The following is a 17,494-nucleotide window of genomic DNA, read 5'->3' on the forward strand; positions in this document are numbered from 1 at the left end:
GCCTTGAGCTCCAGTAAACCGGATGTCAAGCGACATTGAAAACAGAGCCACTTCCGACCAGCTCGCTGATCTGATCAGCTGCCCCCCCCGCTTCCACGCCGCCACTGCTCAGGAATGTGTGCAGCTCGCACAGACCTATGCACATCGCCCGCGCAACCATGTTCGCCCGCATCGCCCAGCAAGGCCAAGCAACGCCGAGCTCAGTGGAATCCTGATCAGCGCGTTCGAGTTGGGATTTCCCTGCTGGGGGAACACGGCGGATTTGCCTGATCCTTTGGAAGGGGGCCGGGGGCCGGGGGCGGGGGCTCAGAATGGCCCCAACATGCCCCCTTACCCCGTGACCGATCCGGCCCAGCAAAAACCAGCCCAGACAAACTCACCTGCCAACTCACCTGCCGACTCTCTCCACGACTTCGACGTGCAGAAGGAGCTTCATCAGAAGATCCGCAACGATCCCGACTACGACGATTGGGAGTACGGCACCGAGCCCCTGCCCCATGAGGCCTGGGTGGCCAGCCAGGCCCCTAAGCCTGAGCCGCCTGCCGCGGTTTAAGTCGTCTCACCAGGTTGAGCCCCGCCAGGCACAGCAGGGTCATCCCTATCCAGAAGCCGCCGGCGTGGCGCTGGGCGTCGAGGGCCCGCCCCGCCAGCAGCGGTGCAGCCAGGGCGCTCAGGGCAAAGCACTGGGAGAAGAGGGCCATGGCCAGGCCCCGATGTTCAGGCGGGCTCAGTTCGATCACCGCCTCGGTGGCGATCGGCAGAAATGCAGCTGCCCCCAGGGCCAGGGGCAGCTGGGCCAACAACACCAGCCACAGGCCCTGGCGGGTGAGGGCCGAGAAGGCCAGCAGCACTGTGCCGGCGGCAAAACAGGCGAGGCTGAGTCCGAGGCCGTGGGCGATTGGCCTGCGGGCCAGGGCTTGTCCCACGGGCCACTGGATCAACACCAGCAGCCCCAGCTGAATGCCAACCAGCAGGGCGCCGAGGCTCTCGGGCATGGCCGCCCGCTCCAGCCCGCCCCGCACCAGATCTAAAGGCAGGGCGCTTTGCATCAATACGGGTAGGGAGGTGGCCAGCAGGCTGATCGCCAGCACGGGTAGCAGGGCTGGCAACCATTGGCGCCAGGGGGTCTTGGCGGCGGCGGTGGCAGCGGACGGCTCCGGGTTGGGCAGGGGCTGGCGCAGCAGCAGCAGCACGAGCACCAGGGCGCTGATGCTGTCGACCAGGTAGATCCCCCGCAGCCGCCCCGCCGCCGCCAGCAGGGCTCCCACCAGGGCGCCCGTGGCGATGCCTGCCGCATCGGCGCTGCGCGCCATGGCATAGCCCCGGGCAGAGGGGATTGGCGCTGGACCCGAGCTGCAGCCCAGTGGCACTGCCAGCTCGATCGCCGGCCAGTAGAGGCCTGCGGCTACGCCCAGCAGCAGTTGGCCCTGGACATAGCCAGCGAAGCTGCTGGTGCTCGCCAGCCGCAGGTCACCAAGCACAATGGCCACTGCGGCCAGCAGCACCGGGATTGAGCAGGCCAGCCCCCGATCCACCAGGGCGCCGCTCAGCAAGCGCCCCAACGTGCCGGCCAGGGCCGCCAGCGCCAGCCCCTGGGTCACCGCCTGGGCGCTGAAGGCTTCCTGGTGGAACACGATCGGGGTCAGGTAGAGCACCCCGCCTGCCCCCACCGAGGCCACCAGCCGAACCAGGGACACGTGGCGCAGGGCAGCCGGGAACTGATCCAGCCATCCGCTTGGACGGATGCGGTGGAGTTTGCACAAGCAGGGCAATTCACGGCAGGGTGCCAGTCTGGCGGGTGTCCTTGCCCCTGGTTCCACTTCCGGTCTTGTTTCTGCGTCCCTTCGCTGCCCTGCTCCTCGGTGCCATGCCCCTCGGTGCCCCGGCCCTCGGTGGGATCGCGAGCCTGCTGGCTCCCCTGCCGGCCCAGGCTGCCGATGAGTTGCGCCTCCAGCTTGACGGGCTCGAGCTGCCGATTGATCTGGTGGAGCTGGAGGCCTTTACCCGCCAGCCGATGCAGTCCACCCGCCCCGGGGACGGCAATAGTGATCTGGCTGGGAATTTGGCTGGGGATCTAGGGGTGTGGCTCAACCTGCTCCAGCCCCAGAGCCGTCGTGACCTGATCCGGCTGCTGCAGGCCCCCCTGTTGCAGAACCGCAGCTTTGGTCAACAGCTGCTCAACAGCTGGACCGGAGAGCAGATGCTCAAGGAAGCCGGAGGGCTGCTCACCGTTACCGTCCCCGCCAGCAAGGGCCAGGGTCCCAGCACGGCCCCGTTGCTGCTGGCCAGCCTGCACCAGCTGCTGCAAAGCCAGGGCAGGGTGTCCACCCTGGAGCTGTTGCGCTCCCTGCCCGTGGCCAGTGTCACCCTGCGCATCGACGGGGCGCTGGAGCTGGCCAGCCAGTGGCGCAGGCAGCTCCAGCGTCAGAACGGCGCCCTTGCCCAGCTGCGCCAGCTGGGTTTGCCGCGGCGTAGTTCCAGGCCCCTTGCCTTTACGGGCTCCTTGAGCCGCCTGCCCAAGCGCCTGCTGTTGACCGTGCCCCACCGGGCCACGCCCCTGCCGATTGAGCTCTGGCCAGCCCACCAGCCCCGCCGGGGCCCCTGGTTGCTGGTGATGCCCGGCCTCGGCGGCAGCCCCGACCAGCTCAGCTGGCTGGCGTCAGCCCTGGCCGATCGCGGCTGGCCGGCGGTGGTGCTGGAACATCCCGGCAGCGACCAGCAGGCACTGCAGGCCTCCCTGCTGGGGGATGCGCCGCCACCGGGAGCCGAAGCCCTGCCCCAGCGCCTCGCCGACCTACAGGCCGTGCTGGAGGCCCAGCGGGAGGGTCACTTGCCTTCCTTTGGCCCTTCGCCGGCCGGCGAACAGGGGGTGGTGCTGCTAGGCCATTCCCTTGGGGGCTTGACGGCGCTGATGGCTGCTGGTCTGGTGCCGGAGCGGGGTTTGGCCCGGCGTTGTGAGCTGGCCATGGTTTCCTTGCCGCTCGCCAACCTCTCGCGGCTGATGCAATGCCAGCTGCCCGGGATCATCGGGGATGGGGCGGCCAGCGCCGCACCGGGGCTCGCCCAGGTTTCCCAGCCCACCCCGTTGCTGGGGGTGGTGGCTTTCAATGGTTTCGGCAGCCTGCTCTGGCCCTACCGGAGCCTGCAGGATCTCAATCTGCCCGTGCTGCTGGTGGGAGGCAGCCTTGATCTGGTCACCCCCCCTGTTCAGGAGCAGTTGGCGGTGTTCGCCCGGGCCCGCCACCCCCGCAGCCGGCTGGTGCTGGTGGAGGGAGCCAGCCACTTTTCGCCCGTGCGGATTGAAAGCCGGGGCGAGGCCCTGTTTCAACTGGGAGAGGAGCTGGTGGGCATCGCGCCGCTCAAGGTGCAGGCCCTTTTGCTCAACTTCACCACTGAATTTCTCCAGGGTATGGAGCAGCCCAGCCTGCTTTCCCCCCAGCTTCGCGAGCAGGAGGGCGTGCAGGCCTACGTGCTTGACGGCGGCCAGGCCCGCCGTTGGAAACAGCGGATTCCGGAGCCCTGAGCTCAGAAGCTGATGCGGGGATCCAGCAGGGCCACCACCAGGTCCACTACCACCGTCACCAGCACCACCAGGCCAGCTACCACCACGACAATCCCCTGCACCAATGGGTAGTCGCGCTGGCTGATCGCTTCCTGCAGCCGGAAGGCGATGCCTGGCCAGGAGTAGGTGACCTCGATCAGCAGGGCGCCGCCGATCAGCGATGCCACCGTGATGCCCGTGATTGTCAGCACCGGCAGCAGGGCGTTGGGCAGGGCATGGCGCAGCACCACCCGGGCTTCGCCCAGGCCACGGCTGCGGGCCGCCTCCACATAGTCGGAGCCGAGGGTGCGGCGCAGGTTGAGCCGCAAAGCATTGGCGAAGATGCCGCTCAGCAGCAGGCCCAGGGTGGCCGCCGGCAGCACCAGGTGCCGCACACTGCCCGCCAGCTGCTGCCATTGGCCCGTGGCCAGGCCAGAGCGCAGGCTGTCAAATAGGTAGAAGCCGCTGCCTTCCGGTGGCAGCAGGGTGGGCGGGAAGCGGCCCCCCACCGGCAGCCAGCCCAGCCACACGGCAAACACCAGCTGCACCACCATCGCCGCCCAGAAGGGCGGCAGGGCATAGGTGCCGATGCCATAGAGACGGCCGGCCAGGTCGAGCTTGCCCTCGGGCCGGGCGATGCCGGAGAAGCCCACCGCCAGGCCCACCAGCGCCGCCAGCAGCAATGCCACCACCCCCAGCTCCAGGGACGCCGGCAGGCTCTGGCGGATCACCGCCGTGACGGGTTCCTGGTTGGTGAGGGAGGCGCCCAGATCGCCATGCAGCAGCTTGCCCAGGAAGGTGCCGTATTGCTGCAGCAGGGGCTGGTCGAGACCCAGCTGGGTCCGCAGGGCCGCCCGGGCGCTCTCGGGGGCGCGGGTGCCGAGCAGGGCATCGATCGGATCGCCTGGAGCCAGCCGCAGCAGCAGGAAAACCAGGCTGGCGATCAGCAAGAGCATCAGCGGCGCCAGGGCAAGCCGGGCGGCCAGGTAGCGCAGCAGGGCGCGACGGCGGCTCATGGCTTGTTGAGCTCCTGCAGCAGCAGCCGGCCGGAGCCGTCGAAACGGGGCTGGCTCACATTCCGCTGGGCCCAGGCCCGGGGTGCCACCAGCCATACCGGCAGGTAGGGGTTGGCAGCGGCGGTTTGGCGCTGGATGCGGCGCAGCTGGGCGGCCCGGGCGGGGCCGGTCAGGGAGGCACTGCGCTCCAGCTCCTGCTGCAGCCCTGGTTTGGCCCAGAAACTGCCACTGGCGGCGCTGGCCCCCTTGAGACAGCGCTCACCGCGGGCCTCCTCACAGCCCAGCAGGGGCACCAGGTAGTTGTCGGCGTCGGGGAAGTCGCCCATCCACTCCAGCAGGATCAGCGGGAAGGCTCCCTCCCCCAGCTGGCGGTAGGCGGTGGTGGCCTCCATGCCGGTCACCTCGAGTTCGACGCAGTCGCCCAGATCTTGGCGCAGCTGGGCCTGCCAGGTCAGGGCAAACATCCGGTCAGCGGGAATGTTGGAGCGGAAGGTGAGCGGCAGGCTGAGCCGCTTGCCCTGGCAGTAGCCGGCCTGGCGGTAGAGGGCGCGGGCCCGGGGCGGGCTGTAGCTGGGCCAGGCGGTGGGGTCGGAGCCCTTGAGGCTGGGGGGTACCAGATCCCGCAGCGGCGGTCGCAGGCCCAGGGTGACCCGGCGGCTGATGGTGGCCCGATCGAGGCTGTAGGCCACGGCCTGGCGCAGCCGGGGATCGTTGAGGGGCGGCTGGTCGGTGAGCAGGGTGAGATAGCCGATCTCGAGGGCTGGCCCGCTGCCCTCCTGCAGCTTGCCTGCCGTGGCGCTGCGGCGCAGGGCCGCCTGCTGGTCGATCTCCAGGCTGGTGGAGAGCAACACGTCCACTTCGCCGCTCTGCAGGGCGCCGAACAGGGCGGTGGAATTACTGAGGGACACCAGGTCGATGCCGCCGTTGGCCGCTCTGGCTCCCCAGTAGCCGGCGAAGGGCTCCAGCCGCTGCTGCTGGTTGGTGAAGAAGCTGAGCCGGTAGGGCCCTGTGCCGACGAAGCGGTCGTTGAGGAAGCTCTTGCGGTGATTGCGGTAGGCGCTGGGCGAGAGGGGCGTGAGGTTGACGGCGCTGAGCAGCTCTGCCAGGGCGCTGAAGGGGCGCTTGAGGGTCAGCTCAAGCGTGTAGGGCCCCACGGCCCGCACCCCGCTCACCCGATCCCCCAGGAGATAACTGAGCTTGCCGATCGCCAGGAAGCGCTCCAGGGTGAACACCATGGCCGCAGCGTTGAAGGGCGTGCCGTCGTGGAAGCGCACGCCCTGGCGCAGCTCCACCCGGGCCGTCAGCCCATCGGCACTGACTTGAGGCGGGGCTAGCGCCAGGCGCGGCTCCAGCTGGCCGCGGGCATTGATGGCATAGAGCGGATCGCCGATCGCGCTCAAAAGCTGCATGGCTCCGAAGGTGTAGCCACCGGCTGGATCAACCGTGTCCACCCGGTTTTTGCTGGCAACCACCAGGCGCTTGATCCCCCCATGGCTGGGCCTGGGCGCCCTACAGCTTGAAAGGAGAAGCACCAGCCCCAGGCTGCCAATCAACAGGGCCAGGGGGAGGGGCTGGGCCAGGGTTTTTTTGACTGGCGACTGGATCAACGACTTGATCAGCCGCGGGGCGCGGGGCAAGGGGCGGCCGTCAGATGGGAGCCATTCAAGTAGAGGCCATTCAAGACCGATGGGGCGCGGCCAGACTGACGTTCTGCAGTGAAATTTCAAAGACTTCCGAGCCCTGGCGGGTCAGGGGCCAGCGGCGCAGCCAGCAGCGGTCGTGGTGGTGGTCGATGCCGATCACTTGATAGAGCTGCTCATCACTGCCCAGGTGGACGCAGGCTCCTTGGTGAAGGTCGGCCGAGTTGGGGGAGCAGGTAGTAGTGGTCATAAAAGTGGTAATGGACATAAAAGCGTTTACGGATCGAACCAGCGGAGAAGCTTAAGGATTGCTTTCGATTGATGGAGCCACTGTGGCTTGCCGCGGGCCTCGCTGGCCAGGCCAGGTGGCGATTTGCAGACCTGACCACGGCCAGGCCTAGAGGGTGCGGAGACAGGCGGCCACGGCGTGGACGTCGCTGAGGGCGGTAATGCCGGCCAGGGCCTGGCGGAAGTTGGCTTCGCACACCTCGTGGGTGATCACCACGATTTCGGCGTCGCCGGCGCTCTGGGTCTCGAACTGCACGATCGACTGGATCGATACCCCCGCCTCCCCGAAGCAGGTGCCGATCTTGCCGATCACACCCGCCTGGTCGCCGGTGCGCAGCCGCACGTAGTTGCGATGTTTGGTGATGGCGCTGTCCACCAGGCGGCAGGGGCGCCAGCTGCTGGCCGCCAGCAGCGGATCGAGGGGGGATTTGCCGCCACTGCCCATCTGGTTTCCCAACTGGTTGCCCATCTGGTGGATCACTTGGCGGATGCCGGCGATGTTGAGGATGTCGGCCACGACGGCCGATGCCGTCGGCCCGGCCCCGGCTCCGGGCCCGTAAAACATCACTTCACCGACCGGATCCCCTTCCACCAGGATTGCGTTGTTGACGCCATTCACCCCGGCCAGGGGATGGGCCTTGGGCAGCAGGGTGGCATGGACCCGCACATCGAGCAGCTGCTCGGCCTGCCCGCCAGCGCTGGGCATAGCCACTTCATTAGGCATAGCCTCGGCGACTGCCAGCAGCTTCACCACAAAGCCCAGCTGGGCCGCATAGGCCACATCGCGGGCGTCGAGCTGGTCGATGCCCGCGGTGGGGATGGCGTCCCGGGGCACGCTGCCGCCGTAGGCCAGGCCGGCCAGGATGGCGATCTTGTCGGCCGCATCCCCCCCCTGCACATCAGCTGCGGGATCGGCTTCGGCGTAGCCCAGCCGCTGGGCATCGGCCAGTACGTCGGCGTAGGCCGCTCCCTCGGCCGCCATGCGGCTGAGGATGTAGTTGGTGGTGCCGTTGATGATGCCGCTGACCCGCTGGATGCGGTTTGCGCCGAGGGATTGCTTGAGCGGTTCGATGATTGGAATGCCCCCGCCCACAGCGGCCTCGATCAACACGTACACGCCATGGGCGGCGGCGGCGGCGGCGATCTCCTCGCCGTAACGGGCGATCACCGCCTTGTTTGCGGTCACCACCGGCTTGCCGGCGGCGATCGCCTGCAGGATCAGGGAGCGGGCAGGCTCGAGGCCGCCCATCACCTCCACCACGATCTCGACAGCAGGGTCTTCGATCACTGCCCTGGGATCTGTGGTCAGCAGGTCGCTCGCCAGCGCCACCGGCCGCGGACGGGCCAGGTCGCGCACCGCCACCCGGCACAGGGCCAGCTCTGCCACCAGCGGATGGCGCCCCTCCGGGCTCGCCAGGATGGCCGCCACCCCTGCCCCCACCGTGCCGAGCCCGAGCAAGCCGATGCCGATGGTCATGCGCTGGGGGATTGCGGAACGGCGATCCTAGAAATCCGTTGCGTCGAGGTTGTCAAGCCGCTGTGTTAAGACGCCGTGTCAAGCCGCCAGGCATTGGGCCTGGGCCTGCATCTTCAGCAGGATGTTGAGGAAGCCGTTGGCCCGCGATGGCGTCAGGCTGGTCTGCAGGCCGGTGGCGGCGATGAAGGCCGGATCGATTCCTGCCGCTTGCTCTGGCGTCAGCCCCTCCAGGCCTTCGATCAACAGGGCCAGCAGCCCCTTGGTGATGGCGGCGTCCGAATCGCCGCGCCAGTGAAGGGTGCCGTTGACCAGCTCCCCAGCTACAAACACCTGGGAGACGCAGCCCTTCACCTTGAAGGCTTCGTTGCGGAACTCCTCAGGTAGGGGGGCGAGCTTCTTGGCCAGCCAGAGCACATATTCGTAGCGGCGCCTGGGGTCCGCAGTGCCGGCCAGGCGTTCAACGATGTGGTCCAGGGCGGGACTGCCCGTGGGGGCGGCCATCAGTTGCGATCTGGCCGGCGATCTGGCCGGTGCCGCTGACGCCAGGCCATCAGCCCACCGATGGTGCTGAGGCCGAGGAGGCCCAGGCCCACACCCAGGCCATCGGAGAGCTGCTGGAGGTGCTGGCTGCCGGGCTTGTCCACCGGAGCCCGGCCTGAGTGCACCTTGCCAGGCAGTTCCAGATAATCGCGATGACCGGGTCCCTGATCTACCTGCACCTCCCAGTGGGCCGTGGCGTCCTGGGGCACCTGGAAGCGCAGCTGGCCAAGGGCGTCGGTGCGGCCTACCTCAATCGGCTGACCGCCAGGGGGAATCAGGCGCACCACCGCATCGGCGGCGGGCTGGCCATTGCCGAAACGGCTCTCGAGCACCATTTGATCGGTAAGGCTGCTGACCCGCTCCAGGCTGCTTTCGATTGCATGGCCCAGGGCCGGTGCCTGGCTCAGGGCCGTAGCCGCGACGCCCAGGAACAACAAGGCTGGCAGGAGGCGCAGGCGCATTACGGGATCAGGAGGCTTGCCAACGACTATCGCTGCTTTTGCCCGCCTGGACCATCCGCACCATCGAACTCACCATCATCGAGAGGGCGTCATTACTTTGGCCGCGATTCTGAAGTTCGGCGGCCAGCACCTGTTCCGGGGCCGAGATGGGTTTGGCTGCACAGGATTTGGCTGAAGAGGTTTTGGCTGCGAAGCGGGAGGCAGGCAGGTCCAAATCAGGAACATTTCGGTGAAACGATCCTGGCAAGGAGCGAAGTCGACTGCGGCCCCCGTAAAGCCTTTGTCAACAACTCTTCCCATTCACCAGTCCAGCCAGGCCAGGCCGTCCTCATCCAGCCAGCCCTGGAGGGGCACATCCCAGGGATCTCGGGGCAGGCGCTCCACCCGGCAGCCCCGCGGCAGCACCGCCACTACTGGCACCTGGGCCCAGGCCAGGTCGGCCCGCAACCGGTCATACCAGCCACCGCCATAGCCCAGGCGGATTCCGGAGGCGTCGCAGGCCAGGGCTGGAACCAGCAGCAGCCCCAGCGCCGGCGCTGGCAGCTCCCCAGCGCCGGCCAGCGGCGCTGGGATGCGGCAACCATCTGGCTCCAGGGGATCACCTGCCCGCCAGGGCCGGTAGACCAACCGGGCACTTGGATCCCGTGGGCTTGCCGTGATCGCAGGCAGGGCCAGTCGGCCGGGCAGCAGGTTTTGCAGCGAGAGCAGGTTGATTTCGCCGGGCAAGGGGCAGTAGAGGCCAAGTAGGCGGCCATCGTCCAGCAGGCCGGCCACCTGCCGCTGGGCCTGGGCCTCAATGGCCGGTTGGGCTCTTTCTACCAACCCCTGGCGCAGGGCCCGGAAGTGACGGCGCAGGCTCGCCTTGGTGGCTCCGCCGCTGGCGCTCATCGCTGGAACCAGCCCGTCAGGGCGGCGGCCAGGGCATCGGCGGCGTCGTCGGGGCTGGGCGGGGTGTCGAGGTTGAGCTCCCGCATCACCGCCTCAAGCACCTCCTCTTTCTGGGCGTGGCCATGGCCGGTGAGGGCCTGCTTGATCTGCATCGGCGGAAATTCCACCACCGCCACGCCAAAGCGGGCCAGAGTCATCATCAGCACCCCCCGGGCTTGGACCACCGAGATCGTGGTGCTGGAGCGGTAGAAGAAAAACTTCTCCACCACCGCCAGCTGGGGCTTCCAGGTGCGGATCAGTACCCGCAGGTCGCGGGCGATCTCCACCATCCGCTCGCCCTCGCTGCGGCCCGGTTCGGTGCGGATGATGCCGCAGTCCAGCAGGTGCTGGGCGCCGCCGCGCTGCTCCTCCACCTCGATCACCCCATAGCCAACGCGGGCCAGGCCGGGATCGATGCCGAGGATGCGCACTAGGCAGCCAGGGCCAGTTCGAAGGCGCTGCGGTCGGCGGAGTCGGGCCGCTCGAACACCTTGCAGAACACCTTCACGACTCTTTCGCCCGTGTCGATCTGCTCGAGGGGGTCCTTGCGCAGGCGGTGGCGCAGGCAGCAGGCCACCACCCGGGCCACGTCGTTTTCGTCCACCTCAGTGCGCCCCTCGAAGGCCGCCAGGGCCCGGGCGGCCCGGTTGGTGACGATGTCGCCGCGCAGGCCATCCACATCCAGCTCGCCGCAGACGGCGCTGATCCGCAGCCGTAGGTCGTCGTCGAGCTGCACCTGATTGAGCAGTTGCTGGGCCGCCACCACCCTCTCCTGCAGGGCGTCTTGAGTTGTCTGCACGGAGTTGTTGAAGCCGTCGGGGTCGCTGTCGAAGGCGGTGCGCTGATCCACCACCTGCACCCGCAGCTCCGGATCGCGCACGGTGCGCACCTCCACACTCATGCCGAAGCGATCGAGCAGCTGGGGCCGCAGCTCCCCCTCCTCCGGGTTGCCCGAGCCGATCAGCACGAAGCGGGCGGGGTGGCGCACACTCACCCCTTCGCGCTCCACCGTGTTCCAGCCTGAGGCGGCTGAATCCAGCAGCACGTCCACCAGGTGGTCGTCGAGCAGGTTCACCTCATCGACGTAGAGCAGGCCGCGGTTGGCCTTGGCCAGCAGGCCGGGTTCAAAGGCGCGAACGCCCTCGCTGAGGGCCTTCTCGATGTCGATGGTGCCGCAGAGGCGATCTTCCGTGGCTCCCAGGGGCAGGTCGACCATCGGCACCTGGCGGGGCTCCACCGGCAGCGACTCCCCCTGCTCGGCCCGGGCACGCACCTCGGCGCTCTGCAGGTCGGGGTCCACCGGGGAGCTGTTGTAGGGGTCGCCGGCCACAACATCGATTTCGGGCAACAGGTCGGCCAGGGCCCGGATCGTGGTCGATTTACCGGTGCCCCGGTCGCCCATGATCATCACGCCGCCAATGCGCGGATCGATCACGTTGAGCAGCAGGGCCAGCTTCATCTCCTCCTGCCCGACGACCTGGGTGAAGGGGAAGACCCTGCGCTTGCGGACTGGCGTCACGGACGAGTGGCTGGAGTTGATTCGGATTGTTTCACAGCTGGCTCCACAGCTGGATTAATTGCTGGATCTGGCACCGGCAACAGGCTGAGCACCTGGGGCGGGGTGGCATCGGCCGGATAGATCAACCGCACCTGCAGCTGGCGGCTGGCCCCTGGCGCCAGGCTGATGGTGCCGAAGGCGGGGCTGGGCTCACCGGCCCGCTGCACCAAATGGAAGCTGCGCCGGCCAAGGGGCCGGCTGCCCGGGCTGGCGCCATCAAGGCCCGTCACCTCCACCGTGCCGCGGAACATCACCGGCCGACTGCCACTTGTGCTGCCATTAGTGCTGCCGCTAGTGCTTTTGAAGCGCAGGCCACCGCTGGCGGCATCGCCCTTGAGCGGTGATTCCAGGGCCAGCTGCAGGGCCACCGGCTTAGTGGTGTCGTTGCGGAGCGGAATGCTGAGGTCGTATTCGACGCCGTAGTTGCCGTGGGCGGCCCAGGCGGTGCCTGGGTAGAAGGCCTGCAGCTCGGCGGTCTGCACCTGGCCGCTGCCGAGGCTGCCCCGCTCCAGGCTGCTGATCGGCCAGGAGATCGGCGCCCGGCTCACGCTCAGCCAGCTCTTGCCCGGATCGGTGATGCGGGTGCGCCAGGTGCTGCCCACCTGCACCCCACTCACCCGCGAGTACACCATCCCCCCCTTGCTGCCCCGCGGGGTGGGGCTGTGCTCGCGGGGGCTGAGGCCCCCCTCCAGCAGGGCGGCCCAGCTAGAGGCGGCCGGCGGCTCATTGCCCCGGCCGAAGGCCGCCAGGGTGGCCAGGCTCACTGGGGCCGAGCTCTCCAGCCGCAGCTGCAGGTTGCGGCCGTTGAGCAGGGGGTCCAGACCCCGCACCGGCAGGGGCAACATGATCAGGGTGGTGGGAGCGCCCGGGGTCAGGGTCCAGCTGGCGGGCAGCTCGGGGCTGCGCTGGCGGGAGAGCAATTCGGTGGCCACGCGGCTGCCGGGGCCAGCCCACACCGGGGTGGTGCCCTGCACCATCAGGGCGGGCAGGGGCAGGAATGGGGCGCCGGCCTGGCCGGGTTCGATGGCTTGCGATAGGGCGGTGGAGCCGGCCAGCAGCTTCAGGGTCACGGGCCCGGGGCCGCGGGGCGCCGCCAGCACCGCCAGCCAAAGGGTGGAGTCGAGGCTCTCCGGCTTGCCCGCATACACGTGGTGGCTGAACAGATCAAAGCGGCCGTTCAAGGCCACATCCAGGTGGGCTGCAGGCACGCCGCGACCAGTGCCGGGGAAAGTGGAAAGCAGGATCCCGGGCTCGCGAATCAGCTCGGGATTGTTGTCATTCACCAGCAGCACCCGATCCAGGCCCCCGGGCAGGGGGGCAACGCTCTGGGGACGCAACACGACGGGGGCGGGCTGGGCCAGGGCGGCGGGGCCAGCCAGGCTGGTTAGCAGCAGCAGGGGCAGCCAGCCGGCCTGGAGCAGGCGAGGACGGTTCATTTGCGGCCCACCAAGGTTTTGGCCACTTCGCCAGCCATGGCACGGATCAAATCGGTGGAACGGGGGTCGTTGAAAGGGCCCTTCACCATGAACGCAGCCACGGCCCGCTGGCCGGTGGGCAGTTGGATCAGGGCCGCATCGGAGTAGGCGATGCCGATGTCACCAGTTTTGTTGTAAGTGGTGATCCCGAAGCTCAGCAGCTCGCTGTCGGGGTCCGCGGCGTCCTTGCCGAGGCCCTGCAGCAGGCCCAAAGGAATCAGGGTGTTGGTGCGGGATTTGCCCATGATTTCGCGAAACAGGTCGCGGGCCCGGGGGCTGAGACTTTCGCCGGTGTCCACCAGGGCTATCGCCCTGGCCAGGTCACGGCTGCTGGTGGTGTTGGTGCCGTTGAGGTCGGGCAGCCAGTTGTTCACCGCCGTCGAGGGCAAGTTCATGGCAATGAAGCGTTCGTTCAAGACGGTTTTGCCGCCCAGCTTTTTGATCAGCAGGTTGGTGGCGCTGTTGTCGCTCACCCGGATCATCTCCGTGGCCGCCTCAAAGAAGGGAAAGCGCGTACCAACCGGTCGGCTGGCCATCCAGCCGGCGCCGCCGCCCACCAGTTCCTTGGTCAGGGCGAGGGGATCGTTCCAGCCCAGCTTGCCGCTGTCGAGGTCTTCGAGGCCCGCCAGCAGGATCGGCGTCTTGATCGAGCTGGCGGCGGGCAGGGGCAGGTCGGGCTGGAGCTGGGCGTAGCGGCCGTCGTCGAGCACCAGCAGGAAGCCGCTGGCGGTGAGTTCTTTGTGGACTGCGGCCAGTTGGCCCCAGCGCTGGCTCAAGGCTGTCAGCTCGGTGCGGGGCTCAAATGAGCCCTGGCTGAGCCCCTTGCCGCTTTTGGCCAGCTCTGGCTTGGGTTCGGCGGCATCGCCGGCGCCCTGGGCCAGGCGGGGCGCCAGCAGCTTGAGGCTGGTGCCGGTGATCACCCCCAGGCCGATGCCCATTACCACCAGACGCAACACCAGGCGCAGGGGTTGGCCCCAGCTGCTGTTGGGGGGACGGGTTGGCCGGCCGGCGGACACGGAGCCCTGCAAACAAAGTCTTCCGAAGCTAAGGGGTCCGTCCAGGCCTGTCGCCGCGCTCACTGGCCCAGCGCAGCTGGCGCACCATGCCCCTCACCAGCGCCACCTCCTCGCTGGAGGCCTGGGCCCGCTGTAGCAGCCCCCGCAGCTTGGCCATGCGGGCCTGGGCGGTGTGGGGATGGAGGAAACCCACCTCGAGCAGGAGGTTTTCGGCGTCGCCGAGCATGGCTTCAATTTCCTGGCGCTGGCATGGTTCGGGCAGGGGCTGGGCGGAGCTGGGCGGGGCCTGCAGGCCACGCCAGCTGTGCAGCACCATGGCGACGGCGTGGGAGAGGTTGAGTGATGGGTAGGCCGCACCGCTGCCCAGGGTGAGCAGCCGGCCGGCCTGAAGCAGCTCGTCGTTGCTGAGGCCCCGGTCCTCCCGACCGAAGACCAGGGCAAGGGGCGCGCTCCCCTGCCGCAGCCAGTGCAGGGCTGGCTCGGGCGTCAGCAGGGGCAGGGGTTCGCCGTCCCGCCGGCCGCTGGTGGCCACCACCCGGCGGCAGTCGGCCAGGGCGGCGGCCAGGCTGGGGAAGAGGCGGGCCTGCTCGAGCACCCAGGCCCCGTGCACCGCCAGGAGCCGGGCCTCTGCGCCCAAATGGTCGCAGCGGGGGGCCACCAGACGCAGCTCGGCGACTTCGAAATTGGCGCAGAGCCTGGCGACGCTGCCCACATTCAACGGACCTGCGGGCTCCACCAGCACCACCACGAGTTCGCTCGCTCTGCTCACACCAGTCCGTTGAGGTAGGCCAGCAGGTCTGCCATGGCCTGGGGTTCGGGCTGGAATCGGGGCATCGGCGGAGTGCGCCCACTGACCACCTGCTGGATCAGCTGGCGCGAATTCTTGCGTTCGGCCACGCCGTGCAGGTTGGGCCCCACCAGCCCCTGGCCGGCAATGCCGTGGCAGCCGGCACAGTTGACTCGAAACAGCAGGCCGCCGTTTTCAGCCGAACCGCTGAGCCCCAGGGCCTGGCGGGTGTAGGGGTCGGCCTGGGCTGCGGGGAGCACCAGCAACAGGGCCACGATGCAGGCCGCAGCGGCCATTCCCACCAGGGCAACCACCAGGCCGGGGCGGCCCGGGGCGGCCTGCGTTGGGGCGGCTTCAGATGGCGCTACTTCAAGTGGTAGGGGAGGGCCAGTCACAGTTGGTGCGGAAGGCTCGCGATTGGGGCCATGGGCGTGAAAGAATTGAATAGTTGCAGTAGTGCCTCCATGATCGAACCCCTGCTCTGCGGCATTGTGCTCGGTCTGATTCCAGTCACCCTCGCCGGCCTGTTTGTGGCGGCCTGGAACCAGTATCGCCGCGGCACCCTGCTCGACTGAGATCCCCCAGCACTGAGCCTAGGGCTGGTTGAGCAGCATCAAGCTGGAGCTGCCATAGGTTCTTTGGTCAGCCAGGTGCCAGCCATCAGGGATGGCTGGCATTGTTTTGGTCGCGCATTCCCACACCAGAGTTCCACCGGGCCTGAGCCAGCTGCCTGCGGCCACCCTTGCGGCGATGGCTTGGTAGAGCTCAGCGGCGTAGGGCGGATCGGCATAGATCAGATCAAAGCTCTCCTGCCCAGCGGCCGCGAGCCAGCGGCATACCTCGCGGCAGTGCACCTCCCACTGGGCCATCGAGGGGCCCAGGCCCAGGCCCACCGCATCCAGATTGGCCCTGGCGACGGCGGCGATGCGGCAGTCCTGCTCAATCGCCACGACCCGTAGGGCCCCCCTTTGCAGGGCCTCGCATGCCATCACGCCGCTGCCGCTACACAGATCCAGCCAGGCACAGCCGGGCAACTCTGCCGCCAGCAGGTTCATCACCGCCAGGCGCACCCGGGAACTGGTGGGCCTGGCGGTGTTTCCAGGTGGACTCTGCAGACGGCGACCACCGCTCAGCCGCAGGCTCATGGGCGGCCCAGCCAGGCCAGCCAGCGGCGCAGAATGGCCTCGCCGTGGGGTCCGGATTTCTCCGGGTGAAACTGGCAGGCGCCAATGGCTCCCTGCCAAACCGCCGCTGTGACGGCGGTGTCGCCGAAGCCCACAAGGGCGGTGTTGCAGGCCCCATCGCTGGGATCGGCGGCATAGGAGTGCACGAAGTACACCCAGCTCTCGGGGGCGTCGGCGGGCAGCAGGGGGCTGGGGCTGGAGGGGATCAGCGGCGCCCAGCCCATGTGGGGTATCGGTTGGTCCGGGTGACGCGGCAGGGCCCGCACACGACCCTTGAGCAGGCCCAAGCCGGCAGCTGTGCCCTCATCGCTGGCCTCAAATAGCAGCTGGAGGCCCAGGCAGATGCCCAGCAGCGGCCGCCCTGCTGCGCACCAGGAGCTGATTGCGGTGGCCAGGCCCCCCTGGCGCAACCGCTCCATGGCCGGGTCGAAGGCCCCCACCCCCGGCAGCACCAGGGCCGTGCAGCCCTCCATCTCCTCGGCGCCATGCACGGTCTGAACTGAAGCGCCCAGACGTTCGAAGCCTCGCTGCACCGAGTGCAGGTTGCCCATGCCGTAATCGATCAGGCCAAGGCGACTCATGGTTGGGGGGAGGGTTTGCGGCGGCCGGGCTGCTCCAATGTCTGGTCGGGCGGCAGGGCCAGGTCGTTGAGCTGTTCGAGCAGTTGATAGAGCCGGCCGATGCGGCGCCGGTCGAAGTGGAAGTAGAGGCAGGGGCGCAGCAGGCCATGGTCGTCGACGGTTTCGCTGGCCTGGATAACCCCCTGATCCACCAAGTCGTCAAAGCGGTGATTGAGGTCGTCGAGCTGCTCGCTCTGGAGAGGGGCTTTGAGCAGGAGCTCGATGCGGTCGTCGCCGAGGCGGGCTGAATGGAACAGGCGGTAGAAGTGGCTGATGCGCTCCACCGCCTCTTCAGCGCTGTGGGCTTCAATCAGCAGATCACCGTCTTCAGGAGAGATCAGCCCCCGGGCGGCGAGCCCCTGGTTGACATCCCGTTGCCAGCCGCTCCAGAAGGCGTCGCCTGGGGGGGCAAGCAGCACCAGGGGAATCGGCGGGGTGCGGCCTGTCTGGATGAGGGTGAGTGATTCGAATAATTCATCCAGGGTGCCGAAACCGCCTGGTAAAACGACGAGGGCATCGCTTTCCCGCAGAAAGAAGAGTTTGCGGGTGAAGAAATAGCGGAAGTGCAGCAGTCGGCCGCCGCAGCTGCTGACAAAGCGGTTGGGGTGCTGCTCAAAGGGCAGGTCCACATTGAGGCCAATGCTCGCTTCGCAGCCCGCGCCACTGTTGGCGGCTTCCATGATTCCGCCGCCAGCCCCGGTCATCACCTCGAAACCCGCCTCAACGGCGCTGCGGGCCAGCTGTTCGGCCAGCTCGTAGCAGGCATCACTGGCCACGGTGCGGGCTGAGCCGAAGACTGTGATCTTGCGGGTATCCCGGTGGGGCTGGAACACCTCCAGGGCTTCGCTGATGTCAGCGAGGGCCCCACTGACCAGTCGCCATTCCTGGTAGCCGCGTTCGCGGCTACCGATCTGCAACAACGACACCAGAGATCGCTCAATGAGGTGCCGTTGGGGGTGGTTTT

General features: G+C 68.2%; 21 protein-coding genes. 3 read left to right on the forward strand and 18 right to left on the reverse strand.

What is annotated here, in order from left to right; genetic code table 11:
• The first annotated feature begins 337 nt into the window (after positions 1–337).
• Positions 338–553 (forward strand): hypothetical protein, encoded by a 216-nt coding sequence (locus H8F27_RS12630; RefSeq protein ID WP_197153674.1) that lies wholly within the window; start codon positions 338–340, stop codon positions 551–553.
• On the opposite strand, the gene H8F27_RS12635 is transcribed toward H8F27_RS12630, so the two are convergent.
• A complete protein-coding gene (locus tag H8F27_RS12635; RefSeq protein ID WP_370594418.1) occupies positions 525–1,763 on the reverse strand; it encodes an MFS transporter in 1,239 nt (412 codons plus the stop codon). The genes H8F27_RS12630 and H8F27_RS12635 overlap by 29 nt on opposite strands.
• A gap of 65 nt (positions 1,764–1,828) precedes the next feature.
• Here H8F27_RS12635 and H8F27_RS12640 point away from each other — a divergent pair, with 65 nt between their 5' ends.
• Complete coding sequence (locus tag H8F27_RS12640; protein ID WP_231596260.1) at positions 1,829–3,523, forward strand: alpha/beta fold hydrolase; 1,695 nt, start codon at positions 1,829–1,831, stop codon at positions 3,521–3,523.
• A 2-nt stretch (positions 3,524–3,525) separates the two neighbouring features.
• Here H8F27_RS12640 and H8F27_RS12645 read toward each other — a convergent pair whose 3' ends face one another.
• The 14 genes from H8F27_RS12645 to H8F27_RS12710 form a co-directional block, all read right to left on the reverse strand.
• The gene (locus H8F27_RS12645) at positions 3,526–4,557 is read right to left on the reverse strand and encodes an ABC transporter permease (RefSeq protein ID WP_197148449.1); all 1,032 of its coding nucleotides are present in this window, start codon (positions 4,555–4,557) and stop codon (positions 3,526–3,528) included.
• Positions 4,554–6,194: an ABC transporter substrate-binding protein gene (locus tag H8F27_RS12650; protein WP_370594419.1), complete on the reverse strand. Its 1,641-nt coding sequence runs from the start codon at positions 6,192–6,194 to the stop codon at positions 4,554–4,556. The genes H8F27_RS12645 and H8F27_RS12650 overlap by 4 nt, the downstream gene beginning before the upstream one ends.
• A 40-nt stretch (positions 6,195–6,234) precedes the next feature.
• Positions 6,235–6,465 carry a hypothetical protein gene (locus tag H8F27_RS12655; RefSeq protein ID WP_231596261.1) on the reverse strand — a complete coding sequence of 77 codons (231 nt, stop codon included), beginning with the start codon at positions 6,463–6,465 and terminating at the stop codon, positions 6,235–6,237.
• 129 nt (positions 6,466–6,594) lie between these two features.
• The gene (locus tag H8F27_RS12660) at positions 6,595–7,962 is read right to left on the reverse strand and encodes a homoserine dehydrogenase (RefSeq protein ID WP_197148450.1); all 1,368 of its coding nucleotides are present in this window, start codon (positions 7,960–7,962) and stop codon (positions 6,595–6,597) included.
• 78 nt (positions 7,963–8,040) lie between these two features.
• Positions 8,041–8,463 carry a SufE family protein gene (locus tag H8F27_RS12665; RefSeq protein WP_197148451.1) on the reverse strand — a complete coding sequence of 141 codons (423 nt, stop codon included), beginning with the start codon at positions 8,461–8,463 and terminating at the stop codon, positions 8,041–8,043.
• Positions 8,463–8,963, reverse strand: coding sequence for a hypothetical protein (locus tag H8F27_RS12670; RefSeq protein ID WP_197148453.1), 501 nt, complete (start codon positions 8,961–8,963; stop codon positions 8,463–8,465). Before H8F27_RS12670 ends, H8F27_RS12665 begins: the two co-directional genes overlap by 1 nt.
• 7 nt (positions 8,964–8,970) lie before the next feature.
• Entirely contained in the window at positions 8,971–9,177 is a 207-nt protein-coding gene (locus H8F27_RS12675) for a hypothetical protein (protein WP_197148455.1), read from the reverse strand.
• A gap of 86 nt (positions 9,178–9,263) precedes the next feature.
• On the reverse strand, positions 9,264–9,851 hold the full coding sequence (locus H8F27_RS12680; RefSeq protein WP_197148456.1) for a 5-formyltetrahydrofolate cyclo-ligase: 588 nt from the start codon (positions 9,849–9,851) through the stop codon (positions 9,264–9,266).
• Entirely contained in the window at positions 9,848–10,321 is a 474-nt protein-coding gene (ruvC, locus tag H8F27_RS12685; protein WP_197148458.1) for a crossover junction endodeoxyribonuclease RuvC, read from the reverse strand. The genes H8F27_RS12680 and ruvC overlap by 4 nt, the downstream gene beginning before the upstream one ends.
• Positions 10,321–11,409 carry a magnesium chelatase ATPase subunit I gene (bchI, locus tag H8F27_RS12690; protein ID WP_197148460.1) on the reverse strand — a complete coding sequence of 363 codons (1,089 nt, stop codon included), beginning with the start codon at positions 11,407–11,409 and terminating at the stop codon, positions 10,321–10,323. The genes ruvC and bchI overlap by 1 nt, the downstream gene beginning before the upstream one ends.
• Positions 11,406–12,884, reverse strand: a complete 1,479-nt coding sequence (locus tag H8F27_RS12695) for a DUF3370 domain-containing protein (protein WP_197148462.1) — start codon at positions 12,882–12,884, stop codon at positions 11,406–11,408. The genes bchI and H8F27_RS12695 overlap by 4 nt, the downstream gene beginning before the upstream one ends.
• A complete protein-coding gene (locus H8F27_RS12700; protein WP_231596262.1) occupies positions 12,881–13,939 on the reverse strand; it encodes a serine hydrolase in 1,059 nt (352 codons plus the stop codon). Before H8F27_RS12700 ends, H8F27_RS12695 begins: the two co-directional genes overlap by 4 nt.
• A 28-nt stretch (positions 13,940–13,967) precedes the next feature.
• Positions 13,968–14,708 (reverse strand): RNA methyltransferase, encoded by a 741-nt coding sequence (locus H8F27_RS12705; RefSeq protein ID WP_231596263.1) that lies wholly within the window; start codon positions 14,706–14,708, stop codon positions 13,968–13,970.
• Positions 14,705–15,022: a cytochrome c gene (locus tag H8F27_RS12710; RefSeq protein WP_197148463.1), complete on the reverse strand. Its 318-nt coding sequence runs from the start codon at positions 15,020–15,022 to the stop codon at positions 14,705–14,707. Before H8F27_RS12710 ends, H8F27_RS12705 begins: the two co-directional genes overlap by 4 nt.
• Before the next feature lie 168 nt (positions 15,023–15,190).
• Here H8F27_RS12710 and petG point away from each other — a divergent pair, with 168 nt between their 5' ends.
• A complete protein-coding gene (gene petG, locus H8F27_RS12715) occupies positions 15,191–15,301 on the forward strand; it encodes a cytochrome b6-f complex subunit V (protein ID WP_094559756.1) in 111 nt (36 codons plus the stop codon).
• A gap of 18 nt (positions 15,302–15,319) precedes the next feature.
• Here petG and rsmD read toward each other — a convergent pair whose 3' ends face one another.
• From rsmD to H8F27_RS12730, 3 genes are read right to left on the reverse strand one after another with little or no spacing between them, the layout of a single operon-like run.
• Positions 15,320–15,871 carry a 16S rRNA (guanine(966)-N(2))-methyltransferase RsmD gene (gene rsmD, locus H8F27_RS12720; RefSeq protein WP_197148465.1) on the reverse strand — a complete coding sequence of 184 codons (552 nt, stop codon included), beginning with the start codon at positions 15,869–15,871 and terminating at the stop codon, positions 15,320–15,322.
• Positions 15,868–16,491 (reverse strand): imidazole glycerol phosphate synthase subunit HisH, encoded by a 624-nt coding sequence (hisH, locus tag H8F27_RS12725; RefSeq protein WP_197148467.1) that lies wholly within the window; start codon positions 16,489–16,491, stop codon positions 15,868–15,870. The genes rsmD and hisH overlap by 4 nt, the downstream gene beginning before the upstream one ends.
• Positions 16,488–17,456 (reverse strand): TIGR00730 family Rossman fold protein, encoded by a 969-nt coding sequence (locus H8F27_RS12730; RefSeq protein ID WP_231596264.1) that lies wholly within the window; start codon positions 17,454–17,456, stop codon positions 16,488–16,490. The genes hisH and H8F27_RS12730 overlap by 4 nt, the downstream gene beginning before the upstream one ends.
• Positions 17,457–17,494 lie beyond the last annotated feature (38 nt).

This window comes from Synechococcus sp. CBW1108 (assembly GCF_015840335.1).
Lineage (GTDB): Bacteria > Cyanobacteriota > Cyanobacteriia > PCC-6307 > Cyanobiaceae > Cyanobium_A.